This is a genomic window from Candidatus Nomurabacteria bacterium, from assembly GCA_023898605.1.
In the GTDB taxonomy this organism is placed as follows: Bacteria; Patescibacteriota; Minisyncoccia; order Phycocordibacterales; family UBA9973; genus HK-STAS-PATE-34.
Map to the genome: position 1 here is coordinate 282649 of CP060230.1, position 17808 is coordinate 300456.

A 17808-nucleotide genomic window follows, 5' to 3' on the forward strand; every position below is an offset into this window, starting at 1 on the left:
CCCCCTAGTTGGGGGCTTTTTATTCGATACTTGCAGGTCCATATATACAAAAATTTCTTCCGGTATAAACTGCCCACATTCTGTCTCCATAACAATAATGCCACCATTCTCCCGGATACCAAACGAAACCTTGTGATTCCATTCTTTTGCGAAGAATTTTTCTATTTTTTCTTTGGTTTTTTGTAAGCAAACTAAAAAACAAAAAACTTTTTGGAAACATAGGGAACCTCGTCCTTTCTTCTTTTGTAGAATCTAAAGATGGATAAGGCGAACCCATGTCCAATAAATTTCCATTTTTGTCCGCTAAAGTTACGTCTATAGCCCCACCACAGTTATGATTAGCAAGTAGATTTGGTCTTGCTATAACCATAGAAGTTTTTCTTTCTATCTCTTCGTTGCTCAATTTTGGAAAAAGTTTTTTTATATTATTGAAAGCAACTAACCAAGACTTTTGTTGATCTCCGACAGACCTATATCCCTCTATAACAACAAGCGAAAGATTATCTGGTAAAGATTCGGAAACCTTGTATAGCTTATCTGCGATGGATTTTCTGACAAAAAACTTCTGTTCATATGATTTTTTGATAATACCCAGCTTCAGCTTTGGATTTTCTTCAAGAAGAACAAGTGTCTCACCATTTTCATATATTTTGACGCTGCTCCAAGCATCTCTAGATAAAACTTTTCTTATTTGTTTCATGATTTTTGTATTTTTGTTTATGTTACCAAAAAATATTATTAAATAATAGAATTTGACATTTGTCTTTTTGTGTAGTAATTTAAAATAAATTAAACAATCAAATAATGTCAACGACCAAGGAAGAAGCTCGTCTTAAAAAAGAACATGCTCGACTAAACAAACAGTATGAAAAATTCATTTTTAAACTTCGCTGGGATTTTTTTTCAAAACGAGAAAATAAAATACCTACGAGTGACAAGGTGGTAGAGATAATGACCCAGCAAGAGAGAGAGGACCTGAGAAGGTTGCAATCTGTTGCAATAAATAGATGGAACGAGTACGTAACTCCAATAGCAGAAAAGTGGTGGAGAGACCGCGGCTGGGGAGTTATATGGCCAGATGATGACTCAAAGCCTATGCAAGCCTATAAACTTGATCCAGAAAAAGAAACAGCCCCCTAGTTGGGGGCTTTTTTTATGCATTCTTTTTTCTCACAGGAATAAATATTCCGAGAAACAACCAGCCGAGAATGATGACAGCCGAACCAACAAGGGAGCAAGCTGTCAGAAAATCAAATATCTTTTGTGAATCCATGGTACTAGCTTTTTTCGCATATTAACCAAATATCTCTATAATGTCAAAAATAAGTATTTTTCTGTTATAATCTAGTCACTTATAAACCAAGAAAAATATTATGGAAATAACAGTAAAAGAACTAAAAGAAAAGATGTCTGATCCAAACTGGAGAGAGGACAGTATACTAGTAGACGTCAGAGCTCCAGGTGAACACAAGGCAGAGAGAATCGCATCGAGTATCAATATCCCACTCGAAAAACTAAAAGACTTCAAAGACGAGCTTTCAAAATACAAAAACGTATATCTACACTGCGAAACAGGCGGTAGAAGCACCGAGGCGTGTAGCAAACTCAAAGAAATGAACTTGGAAAATTTCATAAACGTAGAAGGTGGAATAACCGAGTGGAAAGAAGAACACCTACCTATCCTGAAAAGTGGTGGAATGAATATACATAGACAAGTTATGCTTACAGCTGGGATACTTGTTCTGGTTGGAGTTCTACTTTCTTTATATAGAACTGGTTTTATAGCGATAAGTATATTTGTAAGTATCGGGCTTATATTTGGAGGAGTGACAAACATATGCTTTATGGCAAGATTCTTGAGAAAAATGCCTTGGAATAGATAAATAAAAAAACCCGGTGTTCTGCCGGGTTTTTAGTTACATACCGCTGCCTTCATGGACGCTTTCCAAAGAATTGTTCCACACCCGTTCAAGAACATCGACTTTTCTGTCCCCTTCTTGAAAAGTGATTGAACTTGCAACCTCTTTGAAGTGGCGTATCTTTGTCACCGCCTCGATCTGTTTTGCGGAAGACTTTGGACTATCCAGTATGCCTTGCATAAACTCCGGAAATTTTCCATGATCAAAGACAAACCTCAAAACATCTATGTAAGGAAGTTTTTCTTCTACGTCTAGATCCAGAGATTCGTAAGTTTTTCTAAAGTTCATTTTTCAGGTTTTTTCTTATAGTACTTTTTATATTGACTCTAGTCAAACAAACAAAAAAGAGCGCTCATATGATACGCTCTTTTTTGGAAAAATTATCTTTTCTTTGACGCCTTTTTTGTTGCCTTTTTAGTTGCTTTTTTAGCTGCCTTCTTTGGAGCCTTTTTTGCAACTTTCTTCTTTGCTGCCATAAAAATATAGAATGAATTTTATATAAAAATTCGACCCGTGAAGGTCCTATATGGCTCTCATCGATTCCACTAGGTGTCATCACTCACTGAGAATTGTAGCAAGCCTATTAACTCTAGCAATATGTTTTTGAAACAAGAGGCTGTGGATTAAATCAAAATAAATTAATGATTGACAAAAGACTCGTATTGATTTAATCTCTTTGGAAACCAAAACCCCTCCAGCTACCCCTCAAGCAGAACACATTGCTGTTCTTTATAGTACACACTAGGAATTCTAAAATCAATCACTTCTCTCGGTCGGTCATTGATGAAGGAAAGAATACTTTCAATTTCTTCATCAGTTACGGTACTAACGTCTCTCTTCTTGGGTACAAAACATCTAATCCATCTATTGGTATTCTCTACCAGCCCCTTCTCCCATGAATGATAGGGATGTGTGAAGTATATGTTAGTATTTAATTGCTCTTCAATCACTTTCCAGTGATTGAAAGCGATGTCATTGTCAGTGGTTATAGTTTTAAGAGATTGACCATTGAACATTTCAGAAAGCGCGTGATTGATAGTCACGTGTTTTCTGTTTGGGAGCCTCTTTATGAGAGTATGTTTAGTTAAGCGATCAGTCGCCACAAGAAGTGACCAGGTGCTTTTTTTAGAAACAATAAAATCTACCTCCCAGTGACCAACACCAACTAATACGGGCCTATTTTTAATATATTTTCTATTATCTTTAGGGTTATCATATTTATACCTCTTCCTTCCACTCTTTTTCTTGTTCCATGACCAAAACAGGTACCTTTCTAGACATCTAGAGTCAATAAACTTATATATTGCTTTATCTGAACATGTTATTTCATGTTCTTTATCTAAATACCCACTTATTTGTTTAGGTGACCATTTTTCAATAAGTTTCTTCTCCACAAACCCAACTAAGAATCTATCCATAGAGACTTTCAAGCACTGCCTCTTTGATCTCCATCTTTTAATATATGATCTATGTTGGGCTTTATCTGCTATATATTCTCCATTTACTCTATTTCTGTTGACTTCACTACTTATAGTACTTGGGCTTCTACCTAATAGCATAGCTATATCTCTAATCTTTATGCTTCTACTCAATGATTTTTCAATCACAAATCTTTCCTCAAAAGAAAGATGTTTATATTGTTTTTTCTTTTTCATATGACAATAAACTTAACTTATAAATTGTTCTGCTTCAAAGTTCGTTGGGGGACCGTTATTTTATTATGACAACAACAGCACTGCAAACAGGAGTATTCCAGAAGATTGAAATTAGTGAAATAATTCAATCACTACAGGGAGGATTTGAGGCTCAAAGAGACCGCGACCTGCCCTCAGCTATCCGATTCGGATTCAGAGAAACTCACTCTCTTTGGCCTAAAAGTAGCCCCGGTGTAAACATCGGCTATGGCAAAGATGGCAGCAGAGAAAAAATTCACGTTGAAAGGCCAAGCGGTTTTATGACCCTTGAGTTCCGAAACGGAAAACTGGTGACATCCGATGGCCAGCAAGGCCATGTAAGGTATTTGGGTTCCTACAACAGAGAATCCCAAGCTGCAGAAGAATTACTTTTCCAAGTAAGAGAAGTGGCTAACACCTAAACCAAAGCCCCGCATACCGCGGGGCTTTTTTTATCCATGATGCATCAGTTTATGAAAGTCTATATGTTTATCGAATCGCAAGAATCCTACAAATACTGACGCAAGTAAAAGTGCGTTATTTATTATCGCTGGTATAGATCCTACTATTATAGAGTATATAAGCCATAGAGTTACTCCGCCCAAAGAAAACTCTCTTATCAAGTTTGATTTATCGTTCCACCTAGCATAAGTTCCAACGACTGTTCCGCAAAGTGGCAATAAACTAAACCATCCTTCCCATGCAAAAAACAAAGTTAATGCTACAAGTAGAATCATAAAGAAAAACATCCATATCTTGTGATTGGCCCAACTTTCTTTTGTCTTTTCATAAAAAACCGCGTTTCTAGCTGCAATAACCGCACTTATCGTCGCTCCAGAAAAAGCTCCTATCAAGAAAAAGTGCACTGCAAAAAATATAGCCCCTATCCCCTGTCGAAAAAGTATTTTTGACCGATCATTGGCCTGAAAAGAAAAAAGCTGGAACAAAAGTCCGAAGAATCCTAGGCCTTGGATAAGAAGCTGATTGTCTAACATAGGCTTATAATACCACGCTTTTATGCGATTATGAAAAATCTGTGCTTCTGTTATAATAGTTGTGTCCGAAACCTTATCGGTCTTAGTAGTTCAATTAAAATCAAAGTAAATTATGAAAAAGTTTTTAGCTTTTGTTGTCTTGGCTCTTGCTATAGTAGTAATCATAGTAATCTCAGACAAGAAAGACGATGTAGATACAGATGAAAATCTATCTACACAAATGCCTGCTTCACTTGTTGAAGAGGAAAATGCTGTTATCCTAGCTGATCAAAAGCCAGGTATGGCTGCAACAGTTAGCTATGCAAAGCTAGCACAACCAGGTTTCATCATCATATACAAAACTGATACTGAAACAAATACAAAAAAAGTAGTTGGTACAAGTGCCCTACTTCCAGCTGGAGAAAACTTCAATGTTGAAGTTACTCTAACAGAAGAAACAACTTCTGGAGACTCTATCTCAGCAGAACTTACAGCTGACGACGGAGACGGAGAATACAGCGAGGAAACTGATACTCCTGTTCTAGATGGCGAAGAAGCTGTCTCAAGCGATGGAGAAATCAGCGAAGACGCACCAGCTATAGAAGAGATAGTAGTATCTGATCTTGTAGAAGAAGAAGGATACACTCTTGTAGAAGAAACAGTAGTCGAAGAAGAGGTCATGACAGATGACGAATCTTCTGACGAAGAAGTTATGACAGAGGGAGAAACAGAAGAAGGAGAAGTCATGACAGATGAAACTACAGACGAAGAATCAACAAATCAATAATTTGTTTTTCTAAATCAAAATACAAAAAACCCCGATAATCGGGGTTTTTTGTTGTTAGAAGATTAGAATCTTCTATCTTGAGAATGACAGTCTCTACATTTTAGAGAATCAACTCTTGCTGGGTCTGGCTGGAACGGAAGTTCTGTTATAGCCTTACCACAAGATGCACATGACCAGTCACCACTGAACATTTGTCTAGGACCTCTGTCTCTAGAACCTGAACCTCTTCTGTCTCCTCCCTTATTCTTTGAGAAACAATCTCTACATTTTAGAGAATCAACTCTCTCAGGATCTGGTTGGAATGGAAGCTGTGTTATAGCTCCACCGCAAGAAGAACATGACCAGTTACCACTGAACATTTGTCTGTCGCCTTGATTTTGCATAGCAAATTTATCTTTACAATTCTACTAATTGAGCCAAAACGTTATAGTTAATTGTATCGACAAAACTTTTACTATACCTAAGACTCCTATATATAAGAATACACTAAAAACAAGTTCTTGTCAAAGAAAACCTAACCGATAAAAACTTGGTGTAAATAAAACGTACATACAGAAACAGCCCCAGAAAGGAAGATCCCCCAAACTATATCTATGGGGACTATACCGATAGGCCAGCCCTTGATAAGAGAATAGTTTGTAAACTCATATGTCATATAGGAGAAAAACCCAAACATAGCGCCCAAGAAAAGAGCTTTTTGTGCGGAACCAGAAACTATAGCGGGTTGTATGGCAAAAATAACTAGTCCCAAAATAAATAGTAAATAAAACGCGATGGCAAAACCCCACCTTGGAGACTCAAGAAGCATGTGTCCCAAAAACTTCTGATATATAGGCTTTGCTATAACTCCAAGCCACAGAAGGTCTATGATAAAAAACACCGGCAGTGCTATAAAATATGTTGCTATGTAATTCATATATTTATATTATAAAAGTATATGAGTATAACTACAATAATTTTTATAGTACTCTTGGTCGATGCAATTTCTGCAAATATAGTTTTCTATTTTGGAAGAAATTGGTACATAAGACATTTCAGGATATTTTCTAGATTCTTCCCTCCAGAAAAAGGTTGGTCTATGTGGTATCTTGTGCTTGTTTTGTATATCGGATACTTGTCTATATAAATAAGGAAATAAAAAAGTAGCTCGACTAAAGCGAGCTGCGTTGTGTTTGATTCTTTTGGACTATTTCGATTTCGGCAAAGGCCTTTTTCAAAGCTTCTTCCGAAATAACAGACGAACCTATCATGGTGGTTACATGTAGGTGTGCTGGCACTCCTCCACTATTTCCAGAAAGAGCTATCGGTTGGCCACTTTTTACTGTGTCTCCTACTGCCACCAAGCTTTTTGATGTGTGAAGATATTTCGTACAAATACCAAGACCGTGATCTAGTATAAGCGAATTCCCTCCACCGTCTTCTAGATCGGTGTAGCTTCTTACTACCCCATCGTACTCGGCAAAAACACGAGTTCCATAAGCCGCCCTCATGTCTACACCACTATGCCTATACCAAACCAGAGTATCTCCTCTCCCGTCACACCTAGAAATATACTTTCTGTACCTTCCAAGTGGACAAGTAACATAGATACTTTTGAGTGGCGGTGAATAAGCAAAGTCAGTAAATAGAGCATCTCCAGACAGGCTTCTTATCGAGTCTTTGTAATTTCTGGCGTAGTAGATTTTTGCAGAGTCTGCGATCCGAACCCCCATGTTTCTAACCTCTTGGTTTCCACCGGGTTTTACATAAACCGGAAGCATATACCATTCACCATAAATTGTAGCCTTGATAAACATCTTTCCTGTGTCGGTTTCTATGTCGATAGGAACCAAGAAAAGCATAGTGTCACCAATCAAGAAACATGGAGAAGTTTCTCCGTTTATAACGACAGACTCAGTTAGTGGCGCCGCCTTTACGACGAGCACATCTCCTTGAGCCACAGTGTCTAGTTTTTCAAAAAAAACTTTCTTTACTGGAGCTGGGTTGGAGGTAAAAGCAGAATCTGTCTTTTGGTTATCCATTTTCTTGAAACCCCAAAAAGAATAAATTTCAAGATAACCAAAGACTAAAAACAAACAAATCCAAACGAATCTGTAAAATTTGTATCTTTTTTTCATAGATCAATGGTTTCTTTTTATTTTACCCAAGGTTGAAGTAATAGTCCAAAAAATATATAATAAGACCACATGATAGAAATTAGAAAAGACATAGCTTTTCTAGCAATGATTTCGTCCTTTGTTTTGGGCGCTATTTTGGGATTTTTTGTCATATAAATTTACTATATGGATAATATACACATATCAAAAAAGGTATTTTTTCTAACACTGGCCGGGTTTCTAATACTTGGGGTAATTTTTGGTATATGTATAAAAAACGCAAAACCAAGCAAAAACAAACAAAACAAAAATAATGTTTTCGACAAAATAACAAACCAGACAACAAACCAAAACGAAGATCAAAACTCTGAAGATACACAAAACGACACTAACGATACAAACCAAAACAATGACAACAACAATACAGGAAACTCTGGACCAACAAAAACAAATGGTCAGTACGCCTCACAAACAATAACTTATGGAAGTACTGGTTCTAGCTCACTCAAGTTTGATTTGAATATCCCAAAAGGTTCTAGTAATCCTCCAGTTATAGTTTGGATACATGGCGGAGCGTTTGGACCAGGTGGACTAAATGCAGCCGATGGATACATAGATGACTTTGCAAAAGAGGGTTACGCCATAGCAGAAGTTGCATATAGAAGCGTTCTAGATGGACTTTTCCCTTCTCAGATACAAGACGTAAAAGGTGCAGTGAGATATCTACGTGCCAATGCTTCATCTCTAGGGATAGACGGGGGTAACATATTTGCACTAGGAACTTCTTCTGGTGGTATGACAGTTTCACTTCTCGGAACATCTTGTGGTGTAGCCGAACTCGAAGGAACAACTGGAGGAAACACAGGCTACTCTTCTTGTGTAGACGGTGTAGTAAACCTATTTGGATCTCTAACGGTGAGCCAGATAACAGACATAAGCGATAGCGTTCTACCAAACCTATACGGGCTATTTGGATGTGCAGTTGGATCTAGTTGTCCTGACATGGTCAAGACATCTTCTGCTTACTACCTAGATGCTGGCGACCCACCATTTCTTATAATCCACGGTGATGCTGACCAAACTGTACCAATAGAACAAAGCCAAGAACTATATAGCCTCATGACTGCCGCTGGAATAGACGTAACTTTTATCACAGCTCCTGGTGCTGGTCACGACAAAGATACAATCATAACAAATTACTTCGACGAAATAATAAGTTTCCTAAACAATAATTACAACTAATATGAACTTTTTTGATAGCGTTGTTTTGGGTGTAGTAGAAGGCTTTACAGAGTTTCTACCTGTTTCGTCTACTGCCCACCTACTTTTTGCAGAAAAACTTCTAAATATAGGAAGTAGTGAGTTTGCAAAAACTTTTGCCATAGCAGTACAGTCTGGAGCTATACTTGCTGTTGTTTTTGTTTACTACAAAAGATTCTTCAAACAAAAAGATTTGTTTCTAAAGCTAGTTGTTGGTTTTATCCCGACAATGATTGGAGGACTCCTGCTTTACAAAATAATAAAGAACGTATTTTTCGAAAGCATGCTTCTTATACTTTCGGCACTTTTTGTTGGAGGAATAGTAATGATCCTAGTTGAACATTTCAAAAAAGAAAAACCTGACCAAGAACTAGTTTCAGTCGAAAACATAACTTACAAAAACGCTATTCTTCTCGGACTATACCAAGTTCTCGCTATGATTCCTGGGGTTTCTAGAAGTGGCGCGACAATAATAGGAGGAAGGCTTTCTGGAATACCAAAAAAGCAGATAGTGGAATTCTCATTTCTACTTGCCATACCAACAATACTTGGAGCAACTTTTGTAGAACTTCTAAAAGACGGAGTCTCTATCTCTAGCCAAGAAATCTGGCTTCTAATCGTAGGGATAGTAGTTTCTTTTGTAACAGCAATTTTAGGTATACGATTTTTCTTAAACTTCATACAAAAAAACTCTTTCAAAATATTTGGAGTATATAGAATACTTGTAGCAATAGTTTTGTACTTTGTTTTTATAAAATAAAAAAAGCGGACGCATGCGTCCGCTTTTTGTTTGTCTTTGCACCCTACTTACCGATTTTATTTCCCTTGAGGACTTTTACATCCTCTTGGTCAACTCTTTTGTAAAGGAGGTGCGAACTCTTGCCGGAAATGATCCGGAAATTCTTTCCTCCATAGGTCAGCTCTCCGCTCGGATTATCGTTGATCTCATTTTCAAGAAGCTTGAATGTATCAGACTTCTCGTCATAAATAAACGGAATAGTCCGATCATCGTTGGGGTCAAAACTCACCTCGATAACGAGGTCAGCAGATTTTGCAATGCCGGGAGTTTTTTCCTTAATGACAATCTTTTCAGTAGTATTTACCACCTTGCCAGATTCATCTATTTCGGCGGTCGGATCAACTTTGTCCTTCGCAGATGATCTTTCGATCACTATCTCCGAAGAAACATAAAGTTGAAGTGAATTCGGATACTCTTCTTCCGAGATACCCTCGTTCTCCAGCTTATTTTTCATAAGCTTTTCAGGTGCGGTACATCCGGCGAATGTCGCCAGAATAACCATAAAATATAAGACTTTTTTCATCGTGCTGCTTCTTTGATTTGGCTTGATTATATACTATTTGAGAGATATGTCAAGTAGTGTTTGACAGATTGTTTTATAAGTAATATAATGCAAAAAAATTGATAAAGATGACCAAACAGAGACCTTATTGGCAAGAAATGAGCCAATCTTTCCTGAAGAGGTACTACGAAAAAATAGAGGCCCTCGCCAAGGCCTTATCGAAGCAAAGTAAGAAAGAGAGACAATTGGAGAAATATTACAAATCTGCCTTCGAAAAGATTTACAAGGAGTTCAAAATCAAAAAAATTTTTCATATCGAAAAATATGAATTCCTCGAAAAACTCAGGAAATACGAAGAAGATGTTGTTAAAAAAGCAGTTGAAGAAACTTTGCACGTAGAACTTCTTCCAGGAGATCATCCGGATGGTGTACAGCTCAATCTACAAGGAGAAATAGAAATGCCATTTTCACAAATATCTTTCAATGAAGATAAAGAATTTAAAAATTGGCAAAAATCTGCTCCCTGGAGACAAGAATGGTTAAACGGAGAAATCGGAGGATGCTACGGATTTTATCACTGAAACAAATCGGACCTATAATGGGTCCGATTTTTTTACCTCTATATACAAAAGAAAAAACACGCTTATAAGCGTGGTTTTTCTTTTTAAGCTTCGAAAGAAATTATTCCCTTCTCAGCAGTTTCGACTTGTGTATTTTCGATAACATCCATGATTGCCATAACTTGGTACGCGTATTTCGGTACGATAGTTGGCGGGTTGTAAGCTTTCAGAATTCCTTCTGTGTCTTTACCACTATAGTGGTAAGCAGTGTTAGGATTGTTTCCACCTAGGTTTTTAGCCACGATGGCGATAGCTTCTTCCGGAGAAGAAAAGTTTATCTTACATGATCCCCAACCCATGAAGCTGTGTGTCGCTTTCTTACATGCATGTTTTCCTCCAGTAGATTCACGAACTGATATGGCAGCAAGTAGTCGCCAATCGAGACCGTTCTTTTCTGCTTCTGTCACAAAGACAAGTCCGTATCCAGCTAGGGGCATCGAACGCTCACTAAAGTATGCGTCGATCTTCGCAGCCTTGATCAGAGTTTCTGTATCACTCTTTTCAAAGTCGGAATTAGTGTTAATTGTTGCTTCTTCTATGATAGAAGAAACGGGGGTATAGTCAGTCATTATTGTCCCGAGACCTCCACCTGTAGAAACTACTGATAGAAACGGAAGCATAATGAGTGATCTAAGGTATATATGTTTTGTAATTTGCATAACTAGCAGTGTTTGCTCTGCAAAACTCCATGGTAGTAAGGGTCCAAGGACCCACGTATCCAATAAAAAAACCCGTTGTTACGGGAAGGATACTTCCCTAATAGTAGCATATTCAGTCAAAAAAGTCAATAACTAGACAATAAATACTATTCTGTGTCAATAGTAAAAAGCCTTACAAAATAAGGCTTTTTTACGAAATTAACACTTAATTTGCCCCGTGGCATTTCTTGTACTTTTTGCCACTTCCACACGGACATGGGTCATTTCTACCGACTTTACTAAAATCGATGTTTGGGTCAGTAGGCTGAGGTATATTTTCTGGTTCTTTTTGCGTATTTTGACCCTGATTTACTATATTTCTAGTATCTATCTTGGAAATAAGGTCCAGAACATACTCTTTGAGCGATGCTTCCATCTGATTGTATAATCTCAAACCTTCCCTTTTGTACTCAACAATAGGCTCTCTTTGCCCATAAGCTCTTAGATTCACAGAAGATCGAAGGTAATCCATGGTTTCTAGGTGTTCAGTCCACAAAACATCTGTCGCATACAAAATAATCCTTCTAGCCAAATCTAGGAATTTTTCTTCACCTATTTCTTGCCTTTTTTCAGTTATAACCTTTTCAGCATCGTTTCCAAGCTCCGAAGTTAGGTTTTTCAAGAACTCTTCTACGCCATTTTCGTCAGAAAGAAGCATTTCTCTTCTTCTTTTGTATACAGATGTTCTTTGGTGATTAAGAACGTTGTCATACTCTAGAACGTGCTTTCTTGCATCATAGTTTAGACCCTCTATTTTTGTTTGGGCAGTTTTTAAAGCTCGTGTAATAAAGCTGTTCTGTATAGGCTCATCTTCCGGAACCCCAAATCTTCCCATCATGCTTTTGACTCTATCCGAACCAAATATCCTCATAAGGTCATCGTCTAGTGATACAAAAAACTGTGTTTCTCCCGGATCACCCTGTCTACCAGATCTACCTCGAAGCTGATCGTCGATACGCCTAGCTTCGTGTCTTTCTGTACCTAGAACATATAATCCTCCTAAAGATTTTATTTCTTCATATTCTTCGTGGCTAGAAAGCGCACCACCAAGTCTGATGTCGATACCACGACCCGCCATGTTTGTAGCTATAGTAACCGCGCCTTTTTTACCAGCGTCGGCAATTATTTCACCTTCTTTTTCGTGATTTTTTGCGTTTAGGATTGTATGCCTTACTCCTTCACCTTTCAAGAAGTCAGAAAGAAGTTCGCTTCTCTCGATAGATATCGTACCGATCAAAACTGGTTGGCCAGCCTTGTTTACTTCCTTGACTCTTCTTGCGATTGCTTTCCATTTACCTATCTCGTTTTGGAATATAAGATCATTGTTGTCTTTTCTCTGGATGGGTTTGTTTGTAGGGATAGAAATAACATCCATTCCATATACTTCGAAAAACTCTTCTTTTGAAGTCTTGGCGGTACCCGTCATACCAGAAAGCTTGTCGTACATCCTGAAGTAGTTTTGGTAAGTAATAGAAGCAGCAGTCTTGGACTCTTTCTTTATAGAAACACCTTCTTTGGCCTCTATGGCTTGGTGGATACCCTCTGAGTATCTTCTACCTGGCTGAAGTCTTCCTGTAAACTGATCAACTATTACAACTTCTCCGTTTCTAACTACATATTCTTTGTCTTTGTGGAACAAAGATTTTGCTCTAACCGCAATTTCAAGATGATGAACATACTTGATACCTTTTTCTGAATATATGTCTTTTATATTGAGAGCCTTCTCTGCTTTTTCGATACCAGCGTCTGTCATATGTATGGCTCTTTGTTTTTCGTCTACAGTATAGTCTTCTCCCTCTATCATAGAAGAAGAAATTCTTGCAAAAATCTCATATAGATTTTCAGAATCAAGGCTTGGCATAGACATAATAAGTGGAGTTCTGGATTCGTCTATAAGTATAGAGTCCACTTCGTCTATAAGAGCAAAGTTGTGCCCTCTCTGTACAAGTATTTCTTTATCCTGAGCTACGTTGTCTCTCAGGTAATCGAAGCCGAACTCGCTGTTTGTTCCGTATGTTATATCACAGTTGTAAGCTTCTTTTTTTGTAGCTGGTCTTAGGAAATCATAAGAGACCTTGAAAGAACCTGTTTCGTCTCTTTCTTCATCTTTTACTTCCTCTTCTTCTTTTGAAGAAAAGTGGTTTGGGTCATATATATATGATGTGTTTTGTGAATTCAAAACACCGACAGAAAGTCCGAGGAAGTTATATACTTGTCCCATCCAACTTGCATCACGACTAGAAAGATAATCGTTGACGGTTACTACGTGTACACCTTTTCCCGTTAGTGCGTTGAGAAAAACTGGCAATGTCGCAACGAGAGTTTTTCCTTCTCCTGTTCTCATTTCTGCAATACCACTTTTGTGAAGAACTATTCCTCCAATTAATTGAACGTCGTAGTGTCTCATGTTCAAAGTACGTTTTGAAGCTTCTCTAACAAGTGCAAAAGCTGGAGCTAGTATATCGTCCGTTTTTTCTCCATCAGAAATTCTTTGCTTTAGATTATTAGTCTCTTTTTTTAGATCTTCATCACTAAACTTTTCGTACTTACTTTCCAGACTATTTATTTCTGAAACAATCTTTCCGTATTTCTTGATTTTAGAATCTTCACTTTCTTTGAAAATCTTCCCCATCTTCATAAGTAAGCATTTTAGCACAAAAAGGGCTTTTTTGATACCCAAAAATATATTGAAAAATAAGGACTTTTAGGGGTTGACATATGGAGTCTAATCTGCTAAAATAGGGCCGTGAGTGACAAACTCTAATAGTTATTAAAAACAATACCCTGGCAAAACCCCTCGAAAGAGGGGTTTTGTCTTTGTATAGAAAAAAACTACAGAAATTGCTATAATTGGTTTGTGCGATAATGCTTGCCTTTTGTAGGCCGGCGGCGCACTCACATAGGGTATTGTGTTGGAGTTCTGCCCCGCTGGCCTACAGCAGGCACGCAAAAAACACAAAATAAAAACAGTTAGATTTTTTTCTAGCTGTTTTTATTTTTAATAAAAATTATTTTTTTATAATAAAAAAAGTTTTTTGAAAAAAATAAAAATAAAAAATAAAAAGTTTTCCACATAAAAAATAAAAAAAATATTGTTTATACTTTTCTTTCGTAAGATAATTAATACAGAGGTGATGTAATATTTTATGTTTCATTACATGAGGTCGTGCATCACACATTATTAGTAACTAGTTACATTAACATGGCAGCAAAGAAGAAAGTGGCAAGAAAAGCTTCTAAGAAGAGAGCAGCTCCAAAGAAGAGAACTGCAAAAAAAGCTTCTAAGAAGAGAGCAGCTCCAAAGAAGAGAGCAGCTAAAAAAACTTCTAAAAGAAGAAAGTAAAGACCACAAAAAAACGAAAGCCTTCTCCTATCAAGAGGGTTTTTGTTTTGGCAAAAGAAAAACCTCTGCCATAAGCAGAGGTTTTTCATATTGATTGCCCATATCTATAAGCCGAATTCTGTATCCAAACCAAAACGGTTTAGGACGGCAACTATTTATCTAGCCCTTCAATTGCTATCAGGGTCAAGCGACTCAGAGTGTACACATGTGTACACAATACGGTCTTGCACAGTGGTAAGGATTTTGCCGTTTCACTAAACTGATTTACAAAAAGTAGATCAGCCGTGCGGCCATAAAAATGGCTTAGCACCCATGTTACCATGGTATTCACCCCAAGAAGATTACTCTTCTCAGGCTGTCTTTTGTTTTTCAACAAATAGACGTCACTGCTCGCACCTCTACCAATACCTTTCTCTAAAAGAGCCAAGGCACTGATGACGGGGGTTACCTTCACACTTTCATGTGAATTCTATTTATATAAATAGAACGCTACCATCTTCCTTTGGAATCGGGAAAGGTGCACACCTTATATATACCCCTTCTTTATAGCAGCAAAGAAGAAAGAGGCATGCACCTTTCCCAACCCAAAGGCTGTGTTCGGACTTTCCTCATCCACACAAAGGTGGACGCAGCTGCCCGATACAGGCAAGAAGATATTATCACAAAATAGACTATTTGACAAATAGAAAATATGTCTTATAAACAAAGACTTTTAGGAAATTACAAAAAAACCAAGTCCTACAGCCACAAGGTTCAAAATGGCATGAGACACGCTAACCAAAAAAAGATTGGGTATATATGTGTATATAACTGAAAAATAAAGTCCGGAAATAAAAGCCAGTGGAAGCATAAATAGTGGCAGTGGGTAGATAATATGAAGCACGGTAAAAAGAGCAGAGTTTATAAGTACTATGGTCATCCTCTCATGAAATACAGACGATAGCATCTTCATCATAAATCCTCTGTACAAAAACTCTTGGAAAAAAGAAATCGGTATAAATGACAAAAGTAAATACGGATTGATAGAAAAAGAAGGCACACTTCCCTTGTTAACTAAAAAACTATAGTAAACCAATCCCAGAAAACCAATTGCCGTAAAAGATGCATAATAAAAAAGTCCGCTACCGAACTTGTTTAAGTGGATTCCCATATCTTCTAGTTTCCACTTCTCTCTTTTGATTATAAGAAACACGGAAAGGACAACTAAAACAAGTAGTGGTAAACGTTGAGTATGACTTATGACTCCATAATAAATCAAAAGAACAGGGAGTAGAAAAATAAGCAATGTTTCGGTCGCAAACTTTTGATCGTTGTCTATATAGAGTTTCATAAGTTAAATTATAGCATGATAAAAATATCTAAAGACCCAAACAAAAAACCGGCCGATTGGCCGGTTTTTATTTTTATCCTTCGCAACTTACACAAACACTATCCCCTGCTACGTACATTACTTTTGGTTTCTTTGAATCCATTTCTTGGAGTTTCTTTCTTCCGAACTGTTGTGCAGCATTCATACTGTGTTGGTAATAAAGAGTCTTTACTCCCTTCTCCCATGCATATAGATATAGTGAGTTTAGTTCTTTTACTGGCATGTTTGGATCTATCATTATATTTAGTGATTGAGCTTGGTCTATGTATTTTTGTCTTGTAGCTGCCTGATCTACGATAACTTTTTGGTCTATTTCACTAAATGTTCTAAATACTGTTTTCTCGTGATCTGAAAGAAAATCTAGGTGTTGAACTGAACCATCGTTATCTCTTATGCTATCCCAGATTTCTTTTGTATTCTTTCCTTTCTTTTCTAGAAGTTTTTCTAGAATAGGATTTCTTATAGTTACCTTCATCTTGTCTACGTCTTTTACAAAAGTATTGGACATAAGTGGCTCTATACTTTGAGAAACTTGTCCCAATATAAACGCAGAAGAAGTAGTAGGTGCAATAGCCATAAGTGTTGTGTTTCTTCTACCGTATCCTTTCAAAACTTCTGGTTCTCCATATTCTTTTGCAAGGTCTTCTGAAGCTTTGTAAGATCTTTCTTTTATAAACTTGAATATTTCTTCGTTTAACTTAGCTGCTTCTTCACTTTCAAAAGGAATATTGTTCTCTTGTAAAAATGTGTGCCATCCAAGAACTCCTAGTCCTAGTGCTCTGTGTTCTTTTGCAAACTTGTGAGCACGCTTCATGAAATAAAATGCAGATTCTTTGTGTGAGTCTCCGCTATCTCTATAATCTTCTAGTCTGTTTATAAAATCAGTAAGAACAGAATCAAGAAAAGTAACTAGAGTCTCTACTGCATCTGTATCTTTCCATTCGTTGTAATGTCTGAGGTTCATAGAAGAAAGGCAACAAACGAAAGAAACTTCGTCGTTAGAAGGAAGACATATTTCAGAACAAAGATTGCTTCCATGTATTGTCATTTTTTTGTCTTTGTATACATCTACAGTGTTGTTGTTTACATTGTCACTAAATAGTATGTATGGGTAACCTATTTCTGTTCTTCTTTGTATTATTTTTGCCCAAACTTTTCTCTTATCTTCGTCTCCATCTACCATTTCTTTTAGCCACTTGTCGCCTACAGTAACAGCGTATGTAGATTCTTGTATAGGGTGACCTTCCTTTCCTATATTTAGATACTCTTCAATATCGGGGTGTTCTACTGGTAGGTATGGCGCAACGTGTCCACGTCTAACAGAACCTTGACTAACTATATTGATAAGGTTATCGAAAAGCTCCATAAAATGAACAGAACCGGAAGAATGACCATTGCCTGATATTTCTGTACCACGAGGACGAAGACCACCAAAGAATACAGATGTACCACCACCATATTTTGTCATCATTCCCACCTCGGCATGTGTATATAGAATCCTAGACATGTCATCTTCTGTATAACTTCCGAAGCAACTTATCGGCAATCCTCTAGAAAGTCCGTAGTTTGCCCATATCGGTGTGGCCAAAGAGTAGAAACCTCGAGACATATAATCATAAAACTTATCTGCAAACCCTGGTTTGCCGAGATACTTTTCTGCAGTCTCTGCTATAGCACGAATACGGTCTTCGGCTTCCATGCCTTTTGAGACGTATCCTTTTGATAAAAATTTTCTACTGTTTTCGTTTAGCCAATACATATTATTTTG

General features: G+C 37.3%; 21 protein-coding genes. 9 read left to right on the forward strand and 12 right to left on the reverse strand.

Annotation, left to right across the window (positions count from 1 at the left end; all coding sequences use genetic code 11):
• Nucleotides 1-19 precede the first annotated feature (19 nt).
• The gene (locus tag H6791_01605) at nt 20-700 is read right to left on the reverse strand and encodes a D-alanyl-D-alanine carboxypeptidase family protein (protein USN95103.1); all 681 of its coding nucleotides are present in this window, start codon (nt 698-700) and stop codon (nt 20-22) included.
• Between the two features lie 104 nt (nt 701-804).
• Here H6791_01605 and H6791_01610 point away from each other — a divergent pair, with 104 nt between their 5' ends.
• Both H6791_01610 and H6791_01615 read left to right on the forward strand, forming a co-directional pair.
• A complete protein-coding gene (locus tag H6791_01610; protein USN95104.1) occupies nt 805-1140 on the forward strand; it encodes a hypothetical protein in 336 nt (111 codons plus the stop codon).
• A gap of 233 nt (nt 1141-1373) precedes the next feature.
• Entirely contained in the window at nt 1374-1883 is a 510-nt protein-coding gene (locus H6791_01615; GenBank protein USN95105.1) for a rhodanese-like domain-containing protein, read from the forward strand.
• A gap of 33 nt (nt 1884-1916) precedes the next feature.
• Here the strand turns inward: H6791_01615 and H6791_01620 are convergent, their stop codons facing one another.
• Both H6791_01620 and H6791_01625 read right to left on the reverse strand, forming a co-directional pair.
• Nucleotides 1917-2207 (reverse strand): hypothetical protein, encoded by a 291-nt coding sequence (locus tag H6791_01620; protein USN95106.1) that lies wholly within the window; start codon nt 2205-2207, stop codon nt 1917-1919.
• Between the two features lie 410 nt (nt 2208-2617).
• On the reverse strand, nt 2618-3574 hold the full coding sequence (locus H6791_01625) for an IS30 family transposase (GenBank protein ID USN95107.1): 957 nt from the start codon (nt 3572-3574) through the stop codon (nt 2618-2620).
• Nucleotides 3575-3639: 65 nt separating this feature from the next.
• Between H6791_01625 and H6791_01630 the strand changes: the two genes are divergently transcribed.
• Nucleotides 3640-4014: a hypothetical protein gene (locus tag H6791_01630; GenBank protein USN95108.1), complete on the forward strand. Its 375-nt coding sequence runs from the start codon at nt 3640-3642 to the stop codon at nt 4012-4014.
• A 30-nt stretch (nt 4015-4044) separates the two neighbouring features.
• On the opposite strand, the gene H6791_01635 is transcribed toward H6791_01630, so the two are convergent.
• Entirely contained in the window at nt 4045-4587 is a 543-nt protein-coding gene (locus H6791_01635; protein USN95109.1) for a YgjV family protein, read from the reverse strand.
• Between the two features lie 112 nt (nt 4588-4699).
• Between H6791_01635 and H6791_01640 the strand changes: the two genes are divergently transcribed.
• Nucleotides 4700-5353 carry a hypothetical protein gene (locus tag H6791_01640; GenBank protein USN95110.1) on the forward strand — a complete coding sequence of 218 codons (654 nt, stop codon included), beginning with the start codon at nt 4700-4702 and terminating at the stop codon, nt 5351-5353.
• Between the two features lie 62 nt (nt 5354-5415).
• On the opposite strand, the gene H6791_01645 is transcribed toward H6791_01640, so the two are convergent.
• Nucleotides 5416-5736: a hypothetical protein gene (locus H6791_01645; protein ID USN95140.1), complete on the reverse strand. Its 321-nt coding sequence runs from the start codon at nt 5734-5736 to the stop codon at nt 5416-5418.
• 131 nt (nt 5737-5867) lie between these two features.
• On the reverse strand, nt 5868-6269 hold the full coding sequence (locus H6791_01650) for a DUF2177 family protein (protein USN95111.1): 402 nt from the start codon (nt 6267-6269) through the stop codon (nt 5868-5870).
• Between the two features lie 21 nt (nt 6270-6290).
• Between H6791_01650 and H6791_01655 the strand changes: the two genes are divergently transcribed.
• A complete protein-coding gene (locus tag H6791_01655; GenBank protein USN95112.1) occupies nt 6291-6479 on the forward strand; it encodes a hypothetical protein in 189 nt (62 codons plus the stop codon).
• 25 nt (nt 6480-6504) lie between these two features.
• Here the strand turns inward: H6791_01655 and H6791_01660 are convergent, their stop codons facing one another.
• Complete coding sequence (locus H6791_01660) at nt 6505-7470, reverse strand: M23 family metallopeptidase (protein USN95113.1); 966 nt, start codon at nt 7468-7470, stop codon at nt 6505-6507.
• A gap of 165 nt (nt 7471-7635) precedes the next feature.
• On the opposite strand from H6791_01660, the gene H6791_01665 reads away from it, so the two are divergent.
• Together H6791_01665 and uppP are read left to right on the forward strand one after the other, a co-directional pair.
• The gene (locus tag H6791_01665; protein USN95114.1) at nt 7636-8691 is read left to right on the forward strand and encodes an alpha/beta hydrolase; all 1056 of its coding nucleotides are present in this window, start codon (nt 7636-7638) and stop codon (nt 8689-8691) included.
• Nucleotide 8692: 1 nt separating this feature from the next.
• Nucleotides 8693-9469 (forward strand): undecaprenyl-diphosphatase UppP, encoded by a 777-nt coding sequence (uppP, locus tag H6791_01670; GenBank protein ID USN95115.1) that lies wholly within the window; start codon nt 8693-8695, stop codon nt 9467-9469.
• A gap of 43 nt (nt 9470-9512) precedes the next feature.
• Here uppP and H6791_01675 read toward each other — a convergent pair whose 3' ends face one another.
• Nucleotides 9513-9962 (reverse strand): hypothetical protein, encoded by a 450-nt coding sequence (locus H6791_01675; protein ID USN95116.1) that lies wholly within the window; start codon nt 9960-9962, stop codon nt 9513-9515.
• Between the two features lie 176 nt (nt 9963-10138).
• Between H6791_01675 and H6791_01680 the strand changes: the two genes are divergently transcribed.
• Complete coding sequence (locus H6791_01680) at nt 10139-10591, forward strand: hypothetical protein (protein USN95117.1); 453 nt, start codon at nt 10139-10141, stop codon at nt 10589-10591.
• Between the two features lie 83 nt (nt 10592-10674).
• On the opposite strand, the gene H6791_01685 is transcribed toward H6791_01680, so the two are convergent.
• Nucleotides 10675-11289 (reverse strand): glucosaminidase domain-containing protein, encoded by a 615-nt coding sequence (locus tag H6791_01685; protein USN95118.1) that lies wholly within the window; start codon nt 11287-11289, stop codon nt 10675-10677.
• Between the two features lie 205 nt (nt 11290-11494).
• Nucleotides 11495-13966, reverse strand: coding sequence for a preprotein translocase subunit SecA (secA, locus tag H6791_01690; GenBank protein USN95119.1), 2472 nt, complete (start codon nt 13964-13966; stop codon nt 11495-11497).
• A 564-nt stretch (nt 13967-14530) separates the two neighbouring features.
• On the opposite strand from secA, the gene H6791_01695 reads away from it, so the two are divergent.
• Entirely contained in the window at nt 14531-14671 is a 141-nt protein-coding gene (locus H6791_01695; GenBank protein ID USN95120.1) for a hypothetical protein, read from the forward strand.
• Nucleotides 14672-15383: 712 nt separating this feature from the next.
• Here the strand turns inward: H6791_01695 and H6791_01700 are convergent.
• Nucleotides 15384-16001 carry a CPBP family intramembrane metalloprotease gene (locus tag H6791_01700; protein ID USN95121.1) on the reverse strand — a complete coding sequence of 206 codons (618 nt, stop codon included), beginning with the start codon at nt 15999-16001 and terminating at the stop codon, nt 15384-15386.
• A gap of 73 nt (nt 16002-16074) precedes the next feature.
• Nucleotides 16075-17799: a ribonucleoside-diphosphate reductase subunit alpha gene (locus H6791_01705; GenBank protein ID USN95122.1), complete on the reverse strand. Its 1725-nt coding sequence runs from the start codon at nt 17797-17799 to the stop codon at nt 16075-16077.
• Nucleotides 17800-17808 lie beyond the last annotated feature (9 nt).

Excerpts from the sequence above, each read along its gene's own strand:
- H6791_01695 (USN95120.1), top strand. The coding sequence starts at position 14,531 with ATGGCAGCAAAGAAGAAAGTGGCAAGAAAAGCTTCTAAGAAGAGAGCA.
- uppP (USN95115.1), top strand. The coding sequence starts at position 8,693 with ATGAACTTTTTTGATAGCGTTGTTTTGGGTGTAGTAGAAGGCTTTACA.
- H6791_01605 (USN95103.1), bottom strand. The coding sequence starts at position 700 with ATGAAACAAATAAGAAAAGTTTTATCTAGAGATGCTTGGAGCAGCGTC.
- H6791_01705 (USN95122.1), bottom strand. The coding sequence starts at position 17,799 with ATGTATTGGCTAAACGAAAACAGTAGAAAATTTTTATCAAAAGGATAC.
- H6791_01660 (USN95113.1), bottom strand. The coding sequence starts at position 7,470 with ATGAAAAAAAGATACAAATTTTACAGATTCGTTTGGATTTGTTTGTTT.
- H6791_01650 (USN95111.1), bottom strand. The coding sequence starts at position 6,269 with ATGAATTACATAGCAACATATTTTATAGCACTGCCGGTGTTTTTTATC.
- H6791_01615 (USN95105.1), top strand. The coding sequence starts at position 1,374 with ATGGAAATAACAGTAAAAGAACTAAAAGAAAAGATGTCTGATCCAAAC.
- H6791_01640 (USN95110.1), top strand. The coding sequence starts at position 4,700 with ATGAAAAAGTTTTTAGCTTTTGTTGTCTTGGCTCTTGCTATAGTAGTA.
- secA (USN95119.1), bottom strand. The coding sequence starts at position 13,966 with ATGAAGATGGGGAAGATTTTCAAAGAAAGTGAAGATTCTAAAATCAAG.
- H6791_01665 (USN95114.1), top strand. The coding sequence starts at position 7,636 with ATGGATAATATACACATATCAAAAAAGGTATTTTTTCTAACACTGGCC.
- H6791_01680 (USN95117.1), top strand. The coding sequence starts at position 10,139 with ATGACCAAACAGAGACCTTATTGGCAAGAAATGAGCCAATCTTTCCTG.
- H6791_01675 (USN95116.1), bottom strand. The coding sequence starts at position 9,962 with ATGAAAAATAAGCTGGAGAACGAGGGTATCTCGGAAGAAGAGTATCCG.
- H6791_01630 (USN95108.1), top strand. The coding sequence starts at position 3,640 with ATGACAACAACAGCACTGCAAACAGGAGTATTCCAGAAGATTGAAATT.
- H6791_01610 (USN95104.1), top strand. The coding sequence starts at position 805 with ATGTCAACGACCAAGGAAGAAGCTCGTCTTAAAAAAGAACATGCTCGA.
- H6791_01655 (USN95112.1), top strand. The coding sequence starts at position 6,291 with ATGAGTATAACTACAATAATTTTTATAGTACTCTTGGTCGATGCAATT.
- H6791_01620 (USN95106.1), bottom strand. The coding sequence starts at position 2,207 with ATGAACTTTAGAAAAACTTACGAATCTCTGGATCTAGACGTAGAAGAA.
- H6791_01625 (USN95107.1), bottom strand. The coding sequence starts at position 3,574 with ATGAAAAAGAAAAAACAATATAAACATCTTTCTTTTGAGGAAAGATTT.
- H6791_01635 (USN95109.1), bottom strand. The coding sequence starts at position 4,587 with ATGTTAGACAATCAGCTTCTTATCCAAGGCCTAGGATTCTTCGGACTT.
- H6791_01645 (USN95140.1), bottom strand. The coding sequence starts at position 5,736 with ATGCAAAATCAAGGCGACAGACAAATGTTCAGTGGTAACTGGTCATGT.
- H6791_01700 (USN95121.1), bottom strand. The coding sequence starts at position 16,001 with ATGAAACTCTATATAGACAACGATCAAAAGTTTGCGACCGAAACATTG.
- H6791_01685 (USN95118.1), bottom strand. The coding sequence starts at position 11,289 with ATGCAAATTACAAAACATATATACCTTAGATCACTCATTATGCTTCCG.